Genomic DNA, 23738 nt, shown 5'->3' with positions numbered 1-23738 from the left:
TCACTTGTGTGGCGACTCCGACGGGTCGTCTCTACACGAGAGGGAAAAGATGGACCGCCGGAGCGAAGCACCGCGCCGCAGCACGACCCGACGCAGCGTGCTCGCGGGCCTGACGGGCGCCGCACTCACCGGAGTGCTCGCCGGATGCTCGAAGGGATCGGGAACCGGCCTGGCCGCGGGTACGGGCACGGGCACGACCGGCGGCACGGCGGACCCCACGGCGCCCGTGCGCCGGACCAGCACGGAGCGGCGCGCCGCCTTCGCCCCCGCCCCCGCCACGCGGGTCATGCAGATCGTCGCCCACCCGGACGACGACCTCTTCTTCATGAACCCCGACGTCGCCCAGACCCTGGCCCAGGGGATACCCCTGGTCTCCGTGTACGTCACGGACGGCGGCTCCTTCGGGCTCAACGCGATACCCGGCCTGCCGGAGCCCCCGGCGGACATACCCGGCTACGTCTCCTCCCGCCAGCAGGGCCTGCGCCAGGCGTACGCCTCCATGCTCGGCGTCCCGCTCTTCACCCCGTGGGAGCGCACCGAGGTGCTGCTGCCGGGCGGCCGCCGGGCCGAGCTCAACCGGCTGGAGCACCAGGGCCGGCACGCCGAACTGATCTTCCTCAACGTACGGATGCACACGGAACAGCTGGGCCGGCCGGTCAACATGACCGCCCTGTGGCAGACCCCGGGCACCCGCCTCCCCACCCAGCCCGGCACCGGCTCGCCGGTCTCGGCGTCGTACTCGTACAGCCGTGACGAGCTCATCGAGACACTTGTCTCACTGCTCCGCCGCTACCGGCCCACGCTCGTGCGGACGCTCGACCCCGACCCGGACCACCAGCTGCACGACCGGCTGCACCCGCGCGGCAGCGACCAGCCGAACTACTCCGACCACCCGGACCACACGGCCACGGCGCTCTTCACCTGGCGTGCGCTCGCCGACTGGGCCGCGGGCTCGGCGCGCGGCGTCCCGGTCTTCCAGACCGAGGCCTACCGGGGCTACTACAACCAGCGCTGGCCGCACAACCTCTCCCCCGAGACGGTCGCCCTCAAGGCCAAGACCCTCGACGCGTACGGCGGCGACCCCTCGTGGCAGTGCGGCAACGAGGGCGGCTGCGGCGACTACGCGATCGGCGGGGGCCGGACCCTGAAGTCGGCGAAGGGCTGGGTGCGCAGCACCCACCGGCGCTACCCGAACGCCGGACCCCAGGCCGTGCGGAACCGCGACGGCGACGTCTGGGTGTTCGGGGTCGTCGGGACCCGGCTCGCCCGCTGGACCACTGACCCGGTCACCGGGAAGCCGGGACCCCCCGAGGACCTCGGCGGCGGCCCGCTCGCCCCCGCGATCTCCGTCACGACGGGCCCGGACGGGCGCCTGCTGGTCTTCGGCCTGCGTTTCGCGCGGCTCGAAGGATCGACGGAGCGCAACGTGCGCGAGGTCGTCATGCTGCGGCAGGAGACGCCCGGCGGCCCCTTCGAGCCCGGCTGGACCAGCCTCGGCAACCCGGAGAGCGCCGCGCGGCGCACCCGGCTCGCCGGCACGCCGACGGCCGTCACCGGCTCGGACGGCCGGGTCCACCTCTTCGTGCGCAACGGCAACAAGGGCGTCAGCACCCGGGTGATGACCGGCGGCGGCCACTGGTCGCCGTGGCGGCCGCTGCCCGGCGGGCGGGTCCAGGAGGGGCTCTCCGCCACGGTCGACGGCAAGGGGCTGATCCACCTCTTCGCCGCGTCCTCCGGCTGGGTGGAGCACTGGACGCAGCGCGCCCCGTCCGGCGGGATGCGCAAGGGCTCGCGCCGGCTGGTGGCGAAGCCCGGCGACGTGCCGAACGCGGTGACGGCGTCGGACGGCTCCGTGCTGCTCGCGTACCGGGGCGTGGCGAGCGGCGGCCTGCGGGTCGAGCGGCTGGCGGCCGGCGCGCCCAAGAACTGGACGACCGTGGCGTACGTCGACCTCCCGGCCTACGGCCGCGTCAGCCTGGTCGGCGGACGGCGGCCGCACGCGGACGACCTGCTGATCGCGGTGCCGGGCGGCGGCGGCGAAGGGCTCGTCTACGACGTCCGGGGCAGGGAGACGCTGGGCGTGCACACCCGCGACACCGCCGTCTCGGTCGGCGTCCCCACGACCCTGACGTCCCCCGGCTCCACGGTCGTGGTCGCCACCGGACTGAACGCGACCCCGGTCGTCTCGCACCTCCGGCAAGCCTGACCCGCACGCACGAGAACCCCCGCCCGGCCTTGGCCGAGCGGGGGTTCTTCGTCGAGGGGGACGGGCCCCGCCGGGACGGGCGCCCGGGCCCGCCGGCCGGGGCCGGTCCCGCTAGAACGGGTTGAAGTCGTCGTACTCGCGCTGCGCGTCGTCCCGTTCGGCGTCGCGGTCGCGGCGGCGCTGGGCGGCGGGACGGGGGGCCTCCAGGCGGTGGTCCTCACCACGGCGGCCGAGCATCTCGGCGCCGGCCATGAGGGTGGGCTCCCAGTCGAAGACGACCGCGTTCTCCTCGGAGCCGATGGCGACGCCGTCGCCGGCGCGGGCACCCGCCTTGAGGAGGGCGTCCTCGACGCCGAGGCGGTTGAGGCGGTCCGCGAGGTAGCCGACGGCCTCGTCGTTGTTGAAGTCGGTCTGGCGGACCCAGCGCTCCGGCTTCTCGCCGCGCACCCGGTACACCTCCTCCTGCTCGTCGAACGTGACGGTGAAGCCGGCGTCGTCGACGGCCTTCGGGCGGATGACGATGCGGGTCGCCTCCTCCTTCGGCTTCGCGGCACGGGCCTTCCCGACGATGTCGGCGAGGGCGAAGGAGAGCTCCTTCAGGCCGGTGCGGGCGACCGCGGAGACCTCGAAGACGCGGTAGCCGCGCTCCTCCAGGTCCGGGCGGATCATGTCCGCGAGGTCCTGGCCGTCCGGGATGTCGATCTTGTTGAGGACGACGATGCGCGGACGGTCGTCGAGACCGCCGTACTGCTTCAGCTCCTCCTCGATGGTGTCGAGGTCGCTGAGCGGGTCGCGGTCGGACTCCAGCGTGGCCGTGTCGAGGACGTGCACGAGGACCGAGCAGCGCTCGACGTGGCGCAGGAACTCCAGGCCGAGGCCGCGGCCCTGACTGGCGCCGGGGATGAGGCCGGGGACGTCGGCGATGGTGTAGACGGTCGAGCCGGCCGTCACCACGCCGAGGTTCGGGACCAGGGTCGTGAAGGGGTAGTCCGCGATCTTCGGCTTGGCGGCCGAGAGGACGGAGATCAGCGAGGACTTGCCGGCGCTGGGGTAGCCGACGAGCGCCACGTCGGCGACGGTCTTCAGCTCCAGGACGATGTCGTCGAGGTCGCCGGGCTCGCCGAGCAGCGCGAAGCCGGGGGCCTTGCGGCGGGCCGAGGACAGCGCCGCGTTGCCGAGGCCGCCGCGGCCGCCCTGGGCGGCGACGTACGTGGTGCCGTGGCCGACCAGGTCCGCGAGGACCTCGCCCTTCTTGTCGAGGACGACGGTGCCGTCGGGCACGTACAGGACGAGGTCCTGGCCGTCCTTGCCCGCGCGGTTGCCGCCCTCGCCGGGCTTGCCGTTGGTGGCCTTGCGGTGCGGCGAGTGGTGGTACTCCAGGAGCGTGGTGACCGACTGGTCGACGACCAGGATCACGTCGCCGCCACGTCCGCCGTTGCCGCCGTCGGGGCCGCCGAGCGGCTTGAACTTCTCGCGATGGACGGAGGCGCAGCCGTGGCCCCCGTTACCCGCGGCGACGTGCAGCTCGACGCGGTCCACGAAGGTGGTCATGGTTCTGTGCCTCCAGCAATCAGCTTCGTACGGAATGTCTATCTAGTAACACGCGAAAGGCGGACCCTCTTCCCTGCCGGGAAGTGAGGTCCGCCTCCGCGAAGCGTCCGATCAGGCGACCGGAACGATGTTCACGACCTTGCGGCCACGGAAGGTGCCGAACTGCACCGAACCGGCCTGCAGGGCGAACAGCGTGTCGTCGCCACCGCGACCGACACCCGAGCCCGGGTGGAAGTGGGTGCCGCGCTGACGGACCAGGATCTCACCGGCGTTGACGACCTGACCGCCGAAGCGCTTCACGCCGAGCCGCTGGGCGTTGGAATCGCGACCGTTCCGGGTGGACGATGCGCCCTTCTTGTGTGCCATTGCTCAGTCCCTCTTTACTTCGCGGCCGTCGGGATGGACGTGACCTTGATCGCCGTGTACTGCTGACGGTGACCCTGGCGACGGCGGTAGCCGGTCTTGTTCTTGTAGCGCAGGATGTCGATCTTGGCGCCCTTGGTGTGGTCCACGACCTCGGCCTGGACCTTGATGCCCGCCAGGACCCACGGGTCGCTGGTCACGGCGTCGCCGTCGACGACGAGCAGGGTCGAGAGCTCGACCGTGTCGCCGGGCTTGGCGGTGGAAATCTTGTCAACCTCAACGATGTCGCCGACAGCAACCTTGTGCTGGCGACCACCGCTGCGCACGATGGCGTACACGCGGATCTCTCTCTCACTCGACGGAAACCCCTGAAGCCAGCCGCCCACGCGCGGGCCCGGGGGTCCACGGCGATCCGGATCGGACGAGCGGCCTCTCCCGGCGGGCGGGAGGGGGGTGCTCAGGGGTGCGGCGCGTCACAGACACGCCGACGGTCTAGGTTACGGGCGGCACCTTGACGTGGTCAAACCGGGGCGGGAACCACCCGAAGGATCTCGAACGACATACGAACGGTGATGGCTGATCACACTCAGCAATGGGGTTGATTTCAGAATAATCAACCCGCCAATTCATCGACTAAAGCGCATTGCAGAAGGTCGCGTCCGGATGATTCAGAACCGATGCTCGAACTTTTCGAGAATGTGGCTCGGTCAGGACCCGCTCCGCTGTTGTGAACGAAAATCGGAGTCCGCTCCGCCAGCACATGGCACGCGTGGAAATTTTCGACCATCAAGTTGTCCAGCCGCCGTCAAGAAGCCCCGCCAGCATGACGACTGACGGGGCTTCACTACGAGCTCTCCAGAATCGAGGATCTTTTGAGCGCAGGCCGTTGAGCTTATATTGGCACGAAAATCAGGAGCCGAAATAAGCCAGCCCGATCAGCTTCCGCGACAATCTCGATTAGCTTACGGATTTTCACCCATTAGACCTTCGAGACTATCATGCAAGCGCTCGCTCTGAATTCTGGCTGACGACCAAGCCCGACTGAAATGAACCAGACGCTTGGCATCCGACCGACTACTCAATCCGAGATCCACAACGGCGCGAATGCATTCGACTTGCGATAGGCCCGCCTCTTTCAACTTCATCAGGATGGCTTCGTGGCCAGCACCATCCTCAAGTTCTCTGCGCACTGAACTCAGCGCACTTGAGTACCTATCCATACAGATACCCTTCCCGTCATTTGGTGAGCTTTCGCTAGCATCCCTTAGGAAGGTCGATACTCCATTTCCCCGACTTTCCATTCTCCGGACCTGAGCTGGTGCGAAGCCAATTAACCTCAAGCTTCTCAAATCCCTGGGCCGCAGCCGCGTCGGTGACCTTTCTCTTGAGGGCCAAGAAATCACTTGGCCCGACAGAGCCTCGGGGAAGATCGCCGTCCGCTCCATAGATAGACACATTGTCTAGCGTGAGCTTATTTCCATCGATCTCGACGAAGGCCCCGACGTCTATGTTTCCTTGGGCTGTTTTCAGCACCGTATGAAAGTAGTAGCCGCCTCTAAAGTCATCGATAGAGGCGTTACCCGAGCTGTTGTGCACGAGTACTGGCGTGCTGCCTGCGAGGACATAGTACGCGTGCACGTCGTTGACGGTGAGGTCGTGCGTGCGCTGGCGTTCCGTGAAGAAACGAAGGTCCGTCACCGGGAACGTCAGGCCCTGCGGGGTGCGCAGGAGCATACCCGGCTTCAGGTCGCCGGCCCTGACGAAGCGCTTCTCGTTCTCCACCCAGAACGGGTGGGTGACCGTCGAGACGAGGGACGAGTTCGTTCCGTCCGTCGCTGTGACCGTGAGGTCGACGAAGTCCTTGTCGTCCTCGGTGACGATGGTGCCGACCACCGTGCGTGTCACGGTCTTACCGGTCGACGGATCGGTCGTGGTGATCTCGTCGCCGATGTCGACGTCTTCGATCTTCTTGGTACTTCCGTCGGCCAGCAGCACGGCCGTGCCTGGTAGGAAGCTATGCGGCGTGGGACACAGCTTCTTGAGCCTGCTCTTTGCCTTCTCCAGCGCCCCCTTGGCCTTCTTGACCGTCTTCGACGCTTCCCACCACGCCTTGGCGCCGTCGACCAGGTCGCCCGCGAGGCCGACCACGCGCTTGATCAGCTGGGCGGCCTTGCCCCACTGCCAGGGAGCGCCGTACTTCGCCAGCATCTTGCCGGCGATGCCGCCCGCGAAGCTGCCCGCGACGTTGAGGATCGTCTCGCCGCAGGCGCCGAGGTCGCCGCTGGCGAAGCAGTCGAGGCCGGCCGTGATGCCGAGCTGGTCCATGAGGATCTTGGTGATCTCCTTGGCCGCTCCCTTGACCTTCTCCTTGGCGCCGCCGACCTGCTGCTCCGCCGCGTCGACGTCCTTCTGGGCGTCATCGACGGCGTCCTTGGCGTCGGCCTGCGCCTTTTCCTCCTTCGTCTGACCGATATTGATCTTTCCGTTCGTGCAACTGTTCGGGTGCCTCTGGCAGTGGGACCGCTCCTCCGGGTCGTACAGACCCGTCGGGTCGCTGGAGGTCACCGGGCGGTTGTGGGCGTAGGCGTAGGCGTTGAGCTGCTGGGCGTCGTTGGTGTCGACGACGGGGTCCGGGGTGATGAACTTGCCCAGGAACGAGTCGTACTCACGGGCTCCGATGGTCGTCAGGCCGGTCGACGCGTCGATCGTGCCGCCGACGAAGCCCTTCTCCCCCGGCCAGGTCCCCTGCGGGGTGCCCCGGTCCTTGCCGTACGGGTCGCTGCGCCGCTGGGTGACCGCGCCGGTCACGGCGTCGATCGCCAGCTCGCCCGTCCCGTGGTGGTCCGACGCGAGGAACGACACCTTGTTGGCGGAGTCGCGCATCGCGACGGTCTGGCCGGCGAAGGAGTAGTACCGCGTGGCCTTCGCCGTGGTGGCCCCGGCGTCGAGGCGCAGCTCCATGCCCGGCAGGTAGACCGTGGTGCCGGTCGCGTCCTTGCGCTGGATGCGGCTGCCGTCGGCGCCGTACAGGAAGGTCGTCTCCGACGCCTCGTTCTGCGCGGGGGTGGTGACGTCGTCCGGCTCGCTGTTCCGGATCACCTTGCCGAAGGCGTCGTACTCCAGGGTCTGGGTGTCGCCCCCGATCGTGCGGGTGGTGGTGTTGCCTGCGGCGTCGTAGCCGTAGGAGTACTGCTGCTCACCCGTCGGGGTCTTCTCCAGGACGCTCTGGACCCGGTGCGTCCCCGCCTTGTAGGTGAAGGTGCGCTTCGTGTCCTTCGTCGCGTCGAGACCGGTGTGGTGCGCGGTCTCGGACAGGCGGTTGCCGACCGCGTCGAAGGTGTACGAGTTCCAGTACGGCGCCGGACCACCCAGGGCGGTGCTGCCGGGCGCCTGGGCGCAGGCGGCCGGGCCGGAGCCGGAGACCGGGACCTGGCTGCCGACGGTGCCCGCCGCGTCCGCCGCTTCCCTGGTGGTCGCGGGCGTCCAGGCCTCCGTCATGCGGTTCTGGTAGTCGTGGGCGAAGCACTGCAGGTCGGGCGCGCCGGCACCGGCGGTGTCGGCGATGGACCTGACGTTGCCGATCTGGTCGTAGGAGTAGTTCGCCAGCTTCGCGGGGCCGGTGGTGGAGCCGTAGACGTCCACCGTCGACCGCTTGAGGCGGTCGGTTCCGGTCTCGTACTCGAAGGTCTGCCAGGTCTGGGGGCCGCCGGTGTTCAGCTCCAGCTGCTGGAGCAGGGTCCGGCCGGACCAGATGGCGTTGGTGACGTAGGGGGTCGTGCCCGTCATGGTCGTCGGGCGCTGGATGGCGTCGTAGCCGTAGGCCAGGGTCTCGGCGGTGAGGCCGCCGGCCGCCGGGAGCGAGTCGCTCTGCTTGGTGCCGTCCCGGTTCCAGGCGCTGCCGAAGACGTAGGTGCCGGCCAGGCCCGTGCCCGAGGACGCGGGGACCGTGTAGGCCGTCTTCATCGGCTGGTAGAACTCGTCCATCTCCTGGACGATCGTGGCGAAGTACTCCGTCGCGTTGACGAAGCGCTGCGAGGCCCACTGCCGGCCGAGCCAGCCCGCCTTGTCGTAGCGCTGCTCCGTGAGCTTGGTGCCGGTGTCCGGAGCTCCTTCCCAGGTGGTCACGGGCCGGCCGAGCTTGTCGTAGACCGTCGACACGGTCCTGGTGCGGGCGTCCGTGACGGACAGCGGCCGGTCGACCGCGTCGTAGGTCATCGAGCGCTTGCCGGAGTCCGGGTCGACGGCCTCCTTGAGGCGCCCGAGCTGGTCGTAGGTGTACGTCCAGGTGTTGCCCGCGGCATCCGTGAGTTTGCTCAGGGCGCCGGCGGGCGTGTAGGCGTACGTGGTCGTGTCGTAGCCCGTCGCCGGGGCCGTCGGCACCGGGGACGCGCCCTTGTAGTGGCGCACCTCCGTGGCGCGGTCCCGCGCGTCGGTCAGGGTCGTGGTCGGCGTGCCGCCGACCGGCGGGTCGATGTGCACGCGGTCGCCGCCGTGGACGTACGTCGTGCGCCACTGGTCGCCGCCGGAGACCGCGAAGATCTCCGCGGTGGTCCGGCCCAGGCCGTCGTACTCGTACCGGGTCTGCGCGCCGACGTCGCCGTTGCGGACGATCAGCAGTTCGCCGGAGGCGGCGCCCGCCGCGTTGTACGTGGCGTTGACCTTCTCGATCTTGCCCGTCGGCGTGTAGAAGGTGTCGGCCACCATGCGGGTGCCGTCGGGGCCCTCGGTCTGGAGCTGCCGGGGGCGCAGCATGCTGTCGTACAGCTGGTACTCGGCTCCGTACGAGCCGTCGATCTCGATCTTCTCGGTCTTGACGTAGATCGGCTTGTCGAGGCGGAAGGCGTACGAGTACTTGATGCTCGGGGTCATGCCCGTGGACTTGGAGCGGTCCGGCAGCCAGACCGAGGTGAGCCGCCCGAGCGGGTCCCGGTCGAGGTCGGTGCGCCGGCCGTTCGGGTCGGTCTGCCCCCGTGCCTGGCCCCAGGCGGGGGCGTAGTCGGTGGTGGTGACGTGTCCGAGCGCGTTCGTGACCTTCACCTGGGAGATGAGGCCGTTCACGTCGGTGTACGCGGTCTTCGTCTCGACGCTCGCGGCGTCCGTCTGGGACGTCGGCCGGCCGAAGCCGTCGTAGGTGGTGGTGCCCGTGGCCTGGTAGGTGGCGGTGGTCCCGTTGTGGGAGGTCATCCGCTCGGTCCTGGTGGCGTTGCCCACCGTGGGCGCGGCGCCGAAGGCGAGGCCGTCGTAGGAGGTCCGCTCGTCCGAGATCACCGCGGTCCGGCGGTCGGGCGTGGTCGCGCACTTGACGGAGACCGTCTCGACCCGCGAGGTCAGGGAGCGGATGTTGACCGTGGTGTTGTCCACGTAGTACGTGCGCGTGCAGGTGTCGTCCGCGGCGGTGGACAGGTCACCGAGGTCCTCGGTCTCGTACACCCGGCCGCCGTTGGCGAGGTCGTGCTTGGTGCTCGTCTCGGTCTCGCGGCGCCCGTCACCCCCTTCGGTCACCGTGTAGCCGCGGCTCTTGACGGTCTTGGTGAAGAAGGCGTGGGTGGTGCCCCAGGGGTTGGTGTCCGTCGCGGTGTAGTGCCGCATCGGGGTCTTGATGGTCTTGGAGACGAGCTTGTCGCCGTCGTAGGTCGCGACCTCGAGCTCCTGGCCGGTGAACTCCTTGTGGTCGGTGTAGGTGCCGCCCTCGGAGTCGGTGAGCGTCTCCGAGCGGAGGGTCCCGTCCGCCTTCTTGTCGCCGTCCATTCCCTGGAAGAAGGTGTAGTCGATCCGGGTGGGCCGGCTGTCGGCGCCGCCCGTCGTCACCTTGACCTTGCCGTAGCCCTGCCAGCCGCCCCAGGTGAGGTACTTGTCCTCGGTGAGGCCGTCGGGCTCGGCCTTGCGCCAGGCCGCGTCGCCCTCGTAGTCGTACTGGGTGACCTGGTCGGGGGCGCCTCCGGTCCGGTCGGTCTCGATGACCCTGTACACCACGTACTTGTGGAACCAGTCGGTGATCGGGTCGATGTATCCCGGCGGGGACCAGACGACCGGGTAGCAGCGCTGGGTGGACGAACCGGGTGCGGGCAGGGACGCCTTGGCGCACTGCGCCGGGGCGTAGTTGACGTCCAGCTGCGAACCGGTCTCGCTCAGGATCGTGGAGAGCCGGAAGCGGTGGAAGGGGGCGATGCTCTCGCCGATGCCGTCCACGCGGTTGGCCAGCTGGGTGCCCATGAGTTGGACCGAGGGGACCTTGGCGACGCCGCCCTTGCGGCCCTCGTGGTCGATCTTGGAAAGCCAGAGGGTCTTCGACTGGTCGCCGTTGTCGGTGAACTGGTGGGTCAGGAGCCAGGCGTCCACGTCCTCGTAGGTCGTGGCGTCCTTGCGGATCTGCGTGGTGACCGAGACCAGTCGCTGGCGGGTCCAGAAGGACGCCGCCACCTGGGTGGCGTTGCACTTGGTGCTCGGCGCGCAGTACCGGTCCATCGGGACGTCCGGCCAGTGGGCCGCGTTGGCGGTCTTGAAGTCGCCCGGCGCACAGGTGAAGTCCGTGGTCGGCAGGCAGCGTTCCTTCGTGCCGAACACGATCCGGGCGGGTGCGGAGGCCGTGTAGAGGCTCGCCTCGCGCTGGCCGTAGTCGATGCGCTTGACCCAGCCGCCGGCTGCGTAGGGGGTGCCGTTGACGTCGGTCTTGCCGTTGAGGGCGTAGTGGTTCACCTCCTTGCCGTAGTAGTACGACATGACGTTGCCCTGGCGGTCCTTGACGTAGTCGAGGTTCCAGCGCCAGGCCTGCTGGCACCAGGCGCTCGCGAACGTCGCGTTGTAGCAGGGCTCGCCCGAGTCGTCGCCGAAGACCGGCATGGTCCAAACGGAGGAGGTCTCCTCCTTGCCCGTCGTCCAGCCCGGCAGGCGGTTCTTGCCGAAGTAGTACTCGGTGCCGTCGGTCGTGGTGATCTTCCAGTACTCACCGTTGTCGTCGCCGTTGGGGGCGCCGACGGCCTTCTCCACGGTGGCCCCGTCGTCGGCCGCGAACCGCCACTTGCCGTCGGCGTCGCCCCGGATCAGCTCCGTGGACGTGCCGTTGAGCATGACGGTGGCGTTGTCGAAGGCCCAGCACTGCTCGGCGGACGTCTTCTGGCCGTCCTGGGAGCAGGGCTTGTAACGCCGCTCGATGTAGCCGGCCTCGTAGGAGAAGCCCTCGCCGATCCACGAGCCCTGGTTGTTGGTGTCGGAGGTGCGTCCGTCGGCGGACTGCGAGGAGTAGCCGAGTCCGACGGTCGGCACCAGACCGCCCGGGGTCGGCGGGGTGCGCAGGGGGTACGACCAGGAGAAGCCGCCGGAGGACGTGTCCACGTTCCACTTCGCCGAGGGGGCGAGCGGCGTGGCCGCGTAGTCGCCCTGGGCGGAGGAGTTCCCGGAGGCCAGGGCCACCATGGTGCCGCTCTGGGTTCCCTCGGCCGTCCTCGCGGCCGACAGGGAGGCGTCCGAGGGGACGGTGACGTCCGCGGAGACCGTCCCGGTCCGCGCGTCGTTCAGCGTCTTCAAGGGCTTGGGCAGGTCGGGGCAGGCTGCCGTGCCCGGGTCGGCGACCGCCGCGCAGGCGGGCAGCTCGACGAGCCGCAGGCGGGATCCGTAGCTGCCGCCGAAGCCCTCGGCGAAGCCGGAGTAGCCGACGCTCAGGCGGACCTGGCCGCCGTCGGCGGACCGGTCGGTCCGCTGGACACGCAGCAGGGCGCCGGCGCCGAGGCGGGCGGCCCGGCCGGGTTCCAGGACGTCGACCTTGATCTTCGACGGCCGCTCGGCCCGGCTGTCCGTTCCCGGACGGGAGGACGGGGAGGCGGCGGAGCTCCGCGCCGCCGCCTTCGGGACGGTGACGGTGACCGGAAGTCCGCCCACCCGGACCGCGGCGGCCGTGCCGGTCGCCGGCACGGCGACCTCGGCACTGCCGGCGCCCGGCCAGACGGCCTTGTCCAGTTCCTTGACCGCGGCCTTCGCCGTGGCGTCGGCCGGCCGCTTCCTGGCCGTGGCCCCGGTTCCTTCGACCGGGTCACCGAAGTCCTGGACGCCGGGCCGCTGGGTGGTGCCGGCGGCGGTTTCCGCGAGGGCGGGGACCGCCTGGACGGTCGAGGCCGACAGGGCGAGGGCGAGGCCCACGACGATCGGCCCGAACGTTCGCTTGGGTATGCGCCGATTGAGCAATCGGCCGCGTAGAGGCATCAGTACATCTCCACAGGAAGGGAAAGTGTTTCGAAGGAGGTCGGGTGGGTCCGCCCCGCGCGGGGCGGACCCACCCGACCTCGTGGGTTCCGTCGGTTCCGGGCCGGACTAGCGGTCGGTCAGCTCGCCGGTGCCGGCGAGCTGCTCGATGGCCGTCCGGTCGAGCGCGCCGCCGTAGGCGCGGACCTCGTCGATGACCCCGGCGAAGTACTCCGCCGCGCCGAGCGACGAGCGACCCACCTGGAGGCCGCCGGTGGCGGCCCAGGTGGTGAGGTCGTCGCCCATGGCCTTGTCCACCGCAGGCTGACCGTTCACGTATAGACGGACCTGTCCCGCGTAGGCGTCGTACACCACGGCCAGGTGCTGGCTGACCGTGTTGCTCGGCCGGACCTGGTCGTCGGTCCACGTCGTGACGGCGGCGCCGGCCGTGTCGGCCGTGCCGATGGCCAGCTGCCACCGCTTGGTCGCGGCCTGATAGCGGACCTGCACCCGGTTGGCGTTCTTGCCCGGCAGCGCGAACACCGTCTGGGAGACGGTGGGGTCAAGCGCGCTCAGCCGGACCCGGGCCGAGATCGTGAAGCTCGACGCGCCCGTCACGGGAGGCGTCGCGGTCGAGCCGTACTCGCCCGCCGCATCCAGGACCAGATGCCCGGTCCCCACCAGCGCGCTGTCCGCGAAGTCGTCGTTCGGAGGCACGATGTACAGGTCCGCTCCACCGGCCAGCGTCATCGGCTGGCCGCCTCCGAACTCCGGGACGGCCCCAGACTCCTTGGCGTTCATCTGCCAGTAGCCCTTGCGGGCCGGGCGTGCCAGGGCGAGGCCGTCGATCTGCGTCGCTACGAGCGGCCGGCTGAAGACCCGGACCTCCGCGAGGTCTCCCTCGTAGTGGTTCTCGTAGCCCGACTTGGTGATGTGGCGGCCGATCTGGAACGCCCCGAAGGACCTCCACGTGGTGCGGCGCACCGTCTCTCCGACGAGCGTCTTGTTCACGTACAGCTGGAGCTTGCGGGTGGCGGCGTCGTAGACGCTGGTGAGCAGCACCCACTCGTTCACGACCGGGCTGACCGTACCGCCCACGGCCTTCCATTCTCCGAGGCTCTCCACATCGGTGGACGGAACGGAGAACTTCCAGTTCTTGGCGGCGGCGTCGTAGCCGATGACGAAGCCCGGCTCGCCGGTGCCGTCCTGGCTGACGACCGTCATGTCACGGCTCAGGTCGGTGGGCCGGGCCCAGAGACTGACGGCGAAGCCCTTGGACGTGTCGATCACGGAGTGGTCGGCGTCGATCCAGCTGCCCTCGGTGCCGTCGAAGTTCGCGGCATAATCGACGATGCCGCCCGGTCCGGGAACGCCGAAGTCGACGCCGGGACCGACCGCCCCCTTGTTGCCGCCCTGCTCGTCGAGAGCGACATCGCTGCCCACCTCGTCCGCCAGGTTCCACTGCGCGGCCGTGGCGAGACCCGAGGACACGTAGAAGCCGTGCCGGTTGACGGCGCTGGGGTGCGCCGCCTTGTCGACCGCCATCACGTCGACCCAGTGCGGTCCCGGCCTCATGGGAGTCCAGTTCACGGAGGCGGACCCGCCTCCGGTCGTGTTGGCCACGTCCTTGAAGGGCTCACCGTCGAAGGAGTAGCGGTACTTGATCACGTCCGTGTCGACGATGGAGTCGGTGGTGTTGGTCTTGAAGGCGAAGGTTCCGGCCGCCCCCACACCGTCGTGGTAGATCGTGTCCTCCGGATAGCGCGCGCTGGTCACCGTGGGCGCGCCCGGGAAGGTCTTGTCGTAGATGAACTCGCACTTGCCGCTCCACGGGCCCCAGCCGTCGCCGTCGTGGGCGACCGCCGACCAGGAGATGACGGTGTTCTGGGGGATCGTCTCCTGGACCACGTGGGTGAACTGGGTCGTGGGAGTGGGCGCCTTGGTCACCGTGTCGTAGGTGTAGGAGCGGAGCACGTTCGAACCGTCCCTCCACTCGACCTTGAAGCGGACCTTGACCTGGTCGTTGTCGTCCTTGTCGTTGGCGTAGGCCTTGAGCGTCGGCAGCACGTCGGTGTACGGGCGGGCGGCGCCCGTGACGCAGGCGCCACCGGGGTTCGACGACATGGAGCCCGGCCCGATCAGGCCCGGCAGCGTGTTGTAGCTGATCGACAGGTAGGCGTTCCCGCAGACCCGCTTCCAGCCGCCGAACGTGGTCTCGTCCTGCGCGCGCAGGCCCAGCACGATCGAGGACCAGCCCTCGGTGGCGGCGGTACGGATGCTGTTGCTGAGGCCTCCGGTCGCCGCGGACTTGATGTTCAGGTTCGCCTGGGACTCGCAGCTGGTGGGCTGGATCTTCTGGTCCAGGGTCTCCAGCGTGGTGAGGGTGACGTTCTGCGTGTTGTTCCAGTTGCTGCCCGCGTCGATGCGCGCGGTCTCGCCGGCGACCCGGTACAGCTGGACGGGTTCGGCCCGGGCGTCGGCCCAGTACACGTGCTGGACGCGCGCCGCGAAGTTCGCGCTCAGGATCTGCTTGTTCGCGTAGAAGGAGAGCGGGAACTGGAACATCACGCGGCGCACGCCGACGCCGTTGCACGACACGGGGTTGTAGTCGGTCGGGCACTTGCCGACGCCCGCGCTGCCGGCGTACTGCCACTCGCCGATGGTCGGCTTGCCGTTCATGACGGCGGTCCAGCCGGAGCGGTCGGTGGTCTTCTGGATGGGGTCGATGACGACCGGGAAGACGGTGGACTTCTCCCGCAGCAGCTTCTGGTCGGGGACCAGCGTCATCCTGTCCTGAGCCAGCTCGATGCCGAGCGGAGCGGCCTTGCCCCCGCCGCCCGGCCCCTCCAGGGCGGGAGCCGGAGCACCGGTGGCGCTCCGGGCGGCCGGCGCTTCACCGGACGCCGTCGGTCCCTGCGCGCCGGTGGCCTCCTCCCGCGAACCCGCGGAGTCCCACATGCTCGGGGCGCCGGACTCGAAGACCGTGCCGCCGACCGCGCTGTCCTCGGCGGTGAGCGCGCCGTTCGCGCCCTTCTTGTAGGTGAGCCCCTTGGTCTTGAGACCGAGGTCGAGCCTCGACAGGCGCGCGTCGGCGGCCGCCTCGGGGGTCTTCACGACCAGGAGGTGGGCGAAACCGTTCGCCTCGGCCCGGACCTTGAGGTCGACGCCGGGGAGCGCGTCGGGGTAGGTGGCGGAGTCACCGTCGAGGACCGGGGCGGGGAGCTTGCCGTAGGGCCAGGTCAGGGACATCTCCCGACTGCCGCTGCTCATGGTGACGAACGGCTTGCCCGCCTCGCCGCCCGAGAACGTCAGGCCCACTGTGACGGCCTTCGGGCCGACCGTGCCGTCCGGGCGCTCGACCAGCGTCCGGTCGATGTCGACCCACTTGCCGTTCTTCACCGTGTGGACGGGCTCGGTGTACTCCCGTGCCGTGTACGTGCCGTCCGGCGCCGCGAAGACCTCTCGCTGCTCGGTGCGCAGGCCGAGGACTTCGACCTGCTTGTTGTGGGCACGGGCCGAGGCCAGTGCCTGTGTTTCCGTCATCGCCTCGGACGGAGCCTCCTGAACGGCCCCGGCCCGCGCCGGTCCGCTCGCTTCGGCGCCGGATCCGGACGCGGGAAGGACGGAGGTGACCGCCAGGGCTCCGGTGAGGAGGGCGATCAGGGAGGCGCGGCGGAGCGGGGAACGCTCCGTGCCAGCCCGTGTGATGTCGTGACGCCTCATCAGCGGGTCACCGTCCCGAAGGTGTTGTGCTCGGCGGGCAGGCCGTTCAGACCGGGCTTGAAGGTCCGGCGCGGAGGGCCTGCCGTAGCGGTGTTGTCTCCGCGGCCCCATGTGAAAACGTGCACAGCGCTGCCCCCCGGCGGCCCGTAGGGAAGACCGATGCGAAGACCCCCCTCATCTGCACTCAGGCTCAGACCGGCGTACAAGCGCTCACCAGCGACAGCCGGGATGATGTTGTCCGGGAGCGGCGGTGACGGGAAGCCGACGCCCGTCTCCTCGGGCTCCAGCGGCATGCCCGGCTTCAGGAGGCGGTCGGTCGCACCCGTGGCCTCGAACATCATGAAGGTGTGCACGGCGCCCCGGTCGGCGAAGCCATCGCTGTCCTGGCCGGGAACACCGATCGCCAGATAGGCCGGGGAGATGTTCTTCGGCCGGTAGGCGGCGAGGCGCTGTCCGAAGTAGTCGCCCGCCTCGACCTTGTCGTCGATGTTCGCGCCGTCCTGGTCGATCCAGGCGCTCTCCGTGAACGCGCCGGCGCTGTCGACCGAGAAGAGCTGGACGGAGCCGCCGTCCACGTTCGCGAGGTCCTCACCGGGGGTGCCGACCGCGAGGAGCATCTTGTTGCCCGAGACGGGGTTGCTCGTGGAGTCGACCGCCGCGACCGCCGTTCCGAAACCGTCGCCGGTCTCACAGCCACCGTTCACGTTCGGGCTGTCCTGGGTGATCGCGTTCAGCGGCTTGGGGATGTTGGAGGTGAGCGCGTGGTTGAAGAGCGTCACCGATCCCGCCTGCTCGGCGGTCCCGGTGCCCTCGCCGGGGGAACCGACCGCGAAGTAGTCCGGGGTGGCGGTGATCGACTCGCCGAACCGGTCATACGACTCCACGGCGTCGGGCACCGCTCCGGCCGTCGTGCTCTGGTCCTGGTTGACGACGCCGGCCGTGACCGTGGTGGAGCCGGAGAAGTACACCAGCCCTCCCGCGTCGATCCCCGTGCCGACGTCCTCGCCCGGCATGCTCGCGATGAGGAACGGCACGCCCGCCCGCGTCTTGCCGGCCTCCAGGGCGTAGCCGAACCAGTCGTGCGCCTCGGCGGCGAGCGGCGCCAGCGGCGCGGTCTGCTGGACGTACTCGACGGTCGCCTTTCCGGCGCCCAGTCCGGCGGTCGACCCGTAGACGACCACGACGCGGCCGGAGTCGACGGCGGTGGTGCCGACGTCCTCGTACGGCGAACCGATGGCCAGGTCGGCGCAGCCGTCGAGGTTGGCGTCGTAGACGGCCAGCGCGTAGCCGAAGCGGTCGTCCGCCTCGGACGGGCCCGCCTGGGCGGCCTCCTGCGTCAGGGTGAGCGTTCCCGCCGGCCCTCCGTACACGATGTGCACGACTCCGGCCTTGGCGACTCCGTTGGCCGTGGCCTCCGGATCGGCGATGGCCGTGTCCGATATCCCGTCGCCGTTGAAGTCCGAGTCGATCCCGGTACAAGCCGTGGCGGCCGCGGCCGGTACGCCCAGGGGCTCCGGTCCGGCCGACAGGGTGAAGGCGAGGACCGCGGCCGACACGGCCACGACCCCTCGGGCGGTGTTCCGCCCGGCCACGCCGCTCGGCGTGGAACTGGTCTTTCTTCTCACGTGAATGTGCTCATCTCCGTCATGTGACCCTCGCTGCTGGACAGCGGTCGGCCCGCGGGACACGACGGAAAACGAACATGGCAGCACAGATCAGGCCTGGTGCGTACGCACACAGGCCTGAGCCCCCCGTCCCCCCAGTGTCGGAATCCCCACCCACGACAACCGCCAAAGCAGTGCAGTCACTGTGCACTTCCTGTGAATAAGAGGCAACGGGTGTTGTCCGAAATTGATCATTCTCGCCCGAACAGTGCCCTCGCGACATGACAAAGTCCCGCCCGCACCGTGAGATCGGTGCGAGCGGGACTTCGGTGGACCTGCTGGGGCGTCAGTCCTGGGCGGGCGCCGGGGACTTCTCCGCAGCCTTCTTGGCCGGGGCCTTCTTGGCGGCCGTCTTCTTCGCCACCGTCTTCTTGGCCGCCGTCTTCTTCGTGGCGGCCTTCTTGGCGGTGGCCTTCTTCGCGGTCTTCCGGGCGGTCTTCTTGGCCGCCGGGGCGGCCTCGGACTCCTCGGCGGCCGGCTCGGCGTCCACCGCGGGCTCCTCGGCCGGGGCGGTCGCGGGCACCACGATCTCGGCGGCCTCGGCGCCGGCGGGGGCACCGGCCGGGGCCGTGGCCTTGCGGACCACCCGGCGGCGGGCACGCGGCGCGGCGGCCACGGGGGCCTCCTCGACGACGGGCTCGGGCTCGACGACCGGCTCGGGCGCGGTCTCCGCGACCGGCTCCGGCGCCGGTACGGCCTCCGGCTCCGGCGCGACGACGACCTCGGCCTCAGCGGCCTGCTCGCCGGTCGCGACGACCGGGGAGGTCGCGCGACGGGTGGCACGACGGCGGGCACGCGGGGCGGGGGCCGCCTCCGCGACGTCCCCGACGGTCTCCACGACCGGCTCGGGCACGGTCTCCACGACCGGCTCCGGCGCCGCCTCCACCACGGGCTCCGGCTCCGCGATCGGGGTCGGGGCCGGGGCGGCGGCCGGGGTCACCGGCGCGGTCGCCCTGCGGGTCGCGCGGCGGCGGCCACGGCCGCGCGTCGCGGCGGCCTCGGCCTCGGCGACGCTGCCGTACAGCTCCTCGTCCGGGGCGATCGGCACCGGCACGGCCACCGGGGCGGCCAGCTCGGCCGCGACCTCGGCCTCGGTCTCCGCCTCGTGCGTCTCCGGGGCGTGGTCGTGGGCGTGCTCGTGGGTGTGCTCGTCGCCGCCGCGGCCGCGCTTCTTCGAGCGCTTGCCGCCACCGCCGCCGTGGGTGGCCGGCTGCTCCATGTGGACGATGACGCCGCGGCCGTTGCAGTGGACGCAGGTCTCGGAGAAGGACTCCAGGAGGCCCTGGCCGACCCGCTTGCGGGTCATCTGCACCAGGCCGAGCGAGGTGACCTCGGCCACCTGGTGCTTGGTCCGGTCACGGCCCAGGCACTCCAGGAGGCGGCGGAGCACCAGGTCGCGGTTGGACTCCAGGACCATGTCGATGAAGTCGATGACGACGATGCCGCCGAGGTCGCGCAGCCGCAGCTGGCGCACGATCTCCTCGGCCGCCTCCAGGTTGTTCCTGGTGACGGTCTCCTCCAGGTTGCCGCCCTGGCCGGTGAACTTGCCGGTGTTGACGTCGACGACGATCATCGCCTCGGTCTTGTCGATCACCAGCGAGCCGCCGGACGGCAGCCAGACCTTCCGGTCGAGCGCCTTCATCAGCTGCTCGTCGATCCGGTAGGTGGCGAAGACGTCGACCTCGCTGGTCCACCGCGTCAGGCGGTCGGCCAGGTCGGGCGCGACGTGCGAGACGTAGCCGTGGATGGTGTCCCAGGCGTCGTCGCCGCTCACGATGACCTTGGAGAAGTCCTCGTTGAAGATGTCGCGGACCACGCGGACCGTCATGTCCGGCTCGCCGTAGAGCAGGGTCGGCACCGACGTCGAGATCTGGTTGGCCTTCTTCTGGATGTCGGCCCACTGCGCCTGCAGGCGCTCGACGTCACGGCGCAGCTCGTCCTCGCTCGCGCCCTCGGCGGCGGTGCGCACGATGACGCCCGCGTCCTCGGGGACGATCTTCTTGAGGATGGTCTTCAGCCGGGCGCGCTCGGTGTCCGGGAGCTTGCGGCTGATGCCGGTCATCGAGCCCTCGGGGACGTACACGAGGTAGCGGCCCGGGAGGGAGACCTGGCTGGTGAGGCGGGCGCCCTTGTGGCCGATCGGGTCCTTGGTGACCTGCACCAGGACCGACTGGCCGGACTTGAGGGCGGACTCGATGCGGCGCGGGCCGTGGCCCATGCCGAGCGCCTCGAAGTTGACCTCGCCGGCGTACAGGACGGCGTTGCGGCCCTTGCCGATGTCGACGAAGGCGGCCTCCATCGACGGCAGCACGTTCTGGACCTTGCCCAGGTAGACGTTGCCGACGTACGAGGTGGCCTGCTCCTTGTTGACGTAGTGCTCGACGAGCACGTTGTCTTCCAGGACGCCGATCTGGGTGCGCTCGCCGTTCTGGCGGACGACCATGACGCGCTCGACGGCCTCGCGGCGGGCGAGGAACTCGGCCTCGGTGATGATCGGGACGCGGCGGCGGCCCTGCTCGCGGCCCTCGCGGCGGCGCTGCTTCTTGGCCTCCAGGCGGGTGGAGCCCTTGATGGACTGCACCTCGTCGGACGGCTCGGCCTTCTCGCGGGCCGGGCGGGGCTCGCGGACCTTGACGACCGTGCGGACGCCGTCCTCGTCGGCCGAGTCGCTCTCGCCGGCGGCGTCACCGCTGCGGCGGCGACGGCGGCGACGGCGACGGGAGCTGCTGCTGCCGGACAGGCCGGAGTCGTCGGCGTCCTCGGACTCCTCCGCTTCCTCGTCGGTGTCCTCGGCGTGGAACTCGTCGGTCTCGTCGCCCTCCTCGGACTCCTCCGCCTCGGCGGACTCGCCCCGGCGGCGGCGACGGCCGCCCCGGCGACGGCGGCGGGAGGGACGGTCGCCGTACTCGTCGGCGTCCTCGGACTCCTCGGCCTCCTCCTCGGCCTCGTCGGCGACGTGCTCGACCTCGGGCTCGTCGGCGACGGTCGACGGGACGGGCTCGACGGCGACCGGCTCGCCGCGGCGGCGGCGACGGCGGCGCGAACCGGTCTCGGCGCGCTCGGCGGGCTCGACGACCTCGACCGTCTCGGTGACGGTCTCCTCCGTCTCCTCCGGCTCCTCCTCCTCGACCTCGGCGGCAGCGGCGGCGGCGAACGCGGCGGTCTCCGGCGTCTGGAACATCGGCTCGGCGAAGACCGGAGCCTGGAAGACGGCGACGGCCGGGCGCTCGGCGCGCCGGCGGCGCGGGGCGTCCTCGGCGGTGGGCGGCTCGGAGGTGAACTGCGGGGTGCTGACGCGGCGGCGGCCGCGGCCACGGGTGGCGGCGGTCTCTGCGGCGGCGACCTCGGCGCCCTGGGAGGCGATGGCCTCGACGGTGTCCTCGGGCAGCGCCTCGCCGGAGGCCGGGGCGGCGAGCTCGGCCGCGGCGCCCGGGGCGGTCTCGGGGGCGGCGGCGCGGCGGGTGGCACGGCGGCGGGTCCGGGCCGGCGGGGCGGCCTCGGCGACCGGCTCGGCCGGCTCCTCGACGACGGCCTCGGCAACGGGCTCGGCGACCGGCTCGGCGGGCACCTGGGCCTCTTCGGCCGGGGCCGGGGTGGTGGCCGGGGCGCTGGCGCGGCGGGTGGCACGGCGGCGCGGGCGCGCCGGGGCGGCCTCGGGCTCCTCCTGCTCCTCGGCGGCGGGGGCCGGGACGGCCTCCACGGCCTCCACGGCCTCGGCGGCGGCCGGGGCCGTGACCGGGGCGGTGGCCTTGCGGGTGGCGCGGCGGCGGGTACGGGCCGGGGCGGCCTCGGCGGGCTCCTCGACGGCGGCGGGCGCGGCGGGCGCCTCGACGGCCGCGGGCGCCTCGACGACCGTCTCCTCGGCCGCGACCGGCGCCGGAGCGGCCGTCTTGCGGGTCGCGCGGCGGCGGGTGCGGGCCGGGGCGGCCTCCGGCTCGGCGGCCGGGGTCTCGGCGGCCGGGGTGGTCTCGACGGCCTCGGTGGCCTCGGCGGTCTCGCCGGCGGCCGTCACCGGCGGGCCGGCGGGCCGGGAGGCGGCGCGGCGCCGGCGGCGCGGCGGCAGCTTGTCACCGGGGGCGTTGCTGTCGTTGTTCTCGGTGGTCTCGTTGGTGTCTTCGAGCATGCGGGCGGTTCTCCCGTCGCGCTCCCGGGCGCCGCGTCGGATTCCGGTGGGCGGCACGGACGCGCGTCGAGCGCGGTGCCGCCGTCCGGGGCGCGGGCGCCGCACGGGAGCTGAATGTCTGGCTCGCCGGTTCCGTACGCCCGATGCGTACGGCCTGGCGAAAGTCTTCTGGTCAGTGCGCTGCCCGACCCAGGTGGCTCCCGAGTGCCAGGGCTGCGCTCGACTCCGTCCCCTACGCGGGGCCTGCCTCCGGCGCCGTCGCCTGGGCGGTCGCGGCGGCCGTGGAAGGGGCGGCCGTGACTGCCTCGCGGTCGGGCGCGAGCGGGTCGGTCACCGTGCCGGACTCCTCGTCGAAGAGCCCCTGCGCCAGCCTGGTCACCGCTGCGGGGACCGGCGGCGCCAGGTCGGCCACGGCTCGGAGACCGGACAGGACGTCGTCGGGTCGCACGGCAGGTGTCACGTGCCGAACAACCAGCCGCAGTATCGCACAGGCATCGTCGGCGGGCCTATCACCCTGGGGATCGCCCTGGGGACGGTCCGCGACGAGCTCGGCGACGGCGGAGCGGGTGTCGAAGGTGCGGACGCCGTTCTTGGTCTTGCGCTGCACCTCGACGGTCTCGGCCGCGAGGAAGGCCTCGACGGCCTTGCGGGCGTCGTCGACGGGGACGCCGTCGAGCCGGAGCTCCCACACGGAGGCGGTGAGCCGGTCGGCGAGGCCGGAGGTGCGGGCCTCCACGGCGTCGGTGATGTCGAGGCCGTCCGGGAGGGACTCGTCGAGCAGGGCCCGGAGGATCTCCGGGTCGCGGCGCTCGGTGAGGGCGATCTCCAGGAACTCGGCCTCGGAGCCCGTACCCGTGGGGGCGGCGTTGGCGTACGACACCTTGGGGTGCGGGGTGAATCCGGCCGAGTACGCCATGGGCACCTCGGCGCGGCGCAGGGCGCGCTCGAAGGCGCGCTGGAAGTCGCGGTGGCTGGTGAACCGGAGGCGGCCGCGCTTGGTGTAGCGCAGACGGATGCGCTGCACCGCCGGTGCGGGCGGCGGGCCTTCGGGCTGTCGCTTGCCCAGTGGTTCTTCTCCTCGGTGCGGGGCGGGCGCGGGTGGCGCGCCGCCCGGAAGTCTCGGGACGTCCCGTGGGCTCCCGCCCGGATCACCCCCGCCCTGGGCGGGGAGATCTCGGGGGCGGGCGCCGCGCCGGGTACGTTCGTTGTACTACCCAGAGTACGCGCCCGGGCCACCTCGGGTTCCCCGCCGGGGTCGGCGGTGCGTCAGCGGGGTCCGCCGAAGAGCGCCGTCCGGACCTCGCGGGCGGCGGCGCGCACGGCGCGGGCGACGGTGGCGACCGGCTCCCACACGTACCGGCGCAGCCAGCGGCCGACGGGGGCGAGGACCGTCCGGTACGCCCAGGCGAGGGGCCGGCCGATCGCGTTCCACAGCACCCAGCGCAGGGCGCGGCCGACGGCGCGCGAGATCTCCCCGGCGACCCGCCAGGCCCGGGCGAGGGCGGCGCCGACGACCCGGAGGACGGGTCCGAGCACGTACCGCCAGAGCCAGCTCAGGGGCGTGACGACCAGCAGGTCGACCACCCACCACAGGGCCTTGGCGACCGGGACGAGCACCCACTCCCACAGCCACCGCAGCGGGGTGACCACCAGCAGGTCGACCACCCACCACAGGGCCTTGAGGACCGGCAGGAGCACCCACTCCCACAGCCACCGCAGGGGAAGGACGAGGAGGTGGTGGACGAGCCATCCGAGGGCGCGGCCGACGGGGGCGAGGATCCACCGCCAGAGTTGCCGGCCGCACCAGACGAGAGCGTCCCAGAGCAGCCGGAAGGGCAGGACGACCACGAGGGCGACGGCGCGGGCCACTCCCGTGAGGCAGCCCGGGTTTTCCGTGTTCATGCCCAGATTGACGACGAAGGCCCGGCGGAGG

Annotated in this window: 10 protein-coding genes; 1 reads left to right on the top strand and 9 read right to left on the bottom strand. The window is 71.1% G+C overall.

The genetic code is table 11. The features are described from left to right. Positions 1 to 49 precede the first annotated feature (49 nt). Complete coding sequence (locus ACF1ED_RS19740) at positions 50 to 2206, top strand: PIG-L family deacetylase (protein ID WP_391762086.1); 2157 nt, start codon at positions 50 to 52, stop codon at positions 2204 to 2206. A 111-nt stretch (positions 2207 to 2317) separates the two neighbouring features. Here the strand turns inward: ACF1ED_RS19740 and obgE are convergent, their stop codons facing one another. The 9 genes from obgE to ACF1ED_RS19695 form a co-directional block, all read right to left on the bottom strand. After that, complete coding sequence (gene obgE, locus ACF1ED_RS19735) at positions 2318 to 3757, bottom strand: GTPase ObgE (RefSeq protein ID WP_391762084.1); 1440 nt, start codon at positions 3755 to 3757, stop codon at positions 2318 to 2320. Positions 3758 to 3868: 111 nt separating this feature from the next. Then, on the bottom strand, positions 3869 to 4123 hold the full coding sequence (gene rpmA, locus ACF1ED_RS19730) for a 50S ribosomal protein L27 (protein ID WP_030494090.1): 255 nt from the start codon (positions 4121 to 4123) through the stop codon (positions 3869 to 3871). A 14-nt stretch (positions 4124 to 4137) separates the two neighbouring features. Beyond that, complete coding sequence (rplU, locus tag ACF1ED_RS19725) at positions 4138 to 4458, bottom strand: 50S ribosomal protein L21 (protein ID WP_030494089.1); 321 nt, start codon at positions 4456 to 4458, stop codon at positions 4138 to 4140. A 916-nt stretch (positions 4459 to 5374) separates the two neighbouring features. Beyond that, positions 5375 to 12253 carry a polymorphic toxin-type HINT domain-containing protein gene (locus tag ACF1ED_RS19720; RefSeq protein WP_391762082.1) on the bottom strand — a complete coding sequence of 2293 codons (6879 nt, stop codon included), beginning with the start codon at positions 12251 to 12253 and terminating at the stop codon, positions 5375 to 5377. A 171-nt stretch (positions 12254 to 12424) separates the two neighbouring features. After that, complete coding sequence (locus tag ACF1ED_RS19715; protein WP_391762080.1) at positions 12425 to 15838, bottom strand: LamG domain-containing protein; 3414 nt, start codon at positions 15836 to 15838, stop codon at positions 12425 to 12427. A gap of 179 nt (positions 15839 to 16017) precedes the next feature. Then, positions 16018 to 17574: an integrin alpha gene (locus tag ACF1ED_RS19710; RefSeq protein WP_391762078.1), complete on the bottom strand. Its 1557-nt coding sequence runs from the start codon at positions 17572 to 17574 to the stop codon at positions 16018 to 16020. A 394-nt stretch (positions 17575 to 17968) separates the two neighbouring features. After that, the gene (locus ACF1ED_RS19705; RefSeq protein WP_391762076.1) at positions 17969 to 21805 is read right to left on the bottom strand and encodes a ribonuclease E/G; all 3837 of its coding nucleotides are present in this window, start codon (positions 21803 to 21805) and stop codon (positions 17969 to 17971) included. A gap of 232 nt (positions 21806 to 22037) precedes the next feature. Next, positions 22038 to 22829, bottom strand: coding sequence for a TIGR03936 family radical SAM-associated protein (locus tag ACF1ED_RS19700; RefSeq protein ID WP_391762074.1), 792 nt, complete (start codon positions 22827 to 22829; stop codon positions 22038 to 22040). Positions 22830 to 23071: 242 nt separating this feature from the next. Beyond that, complete coding sequence (locus ACF1ED_RS19695; protein ID WP_391762072.1) at positions 23072 to 23707, bottom strand: hypothetical protein; 636 nt, start codon at positions 23705 to 23707, stop codon at positions 23072 to 23074. Positions 23708 to 23738: the final 31 nt, after the last annotated feature.

It is taken from the genome of Streptomyces sp. NPDC014656 (assembly GCF_043084305.1).
In the GTDB taxonomy this organism is placed as follows: domain Bacteria; phylum Actinomycetota; class Actinomycetes; order Streptomycetales; family Streptomycetaceae; genus Streptomyces.
This window is presented reverse-complemented; position numbering and strand designations above follow the sequence as displayed.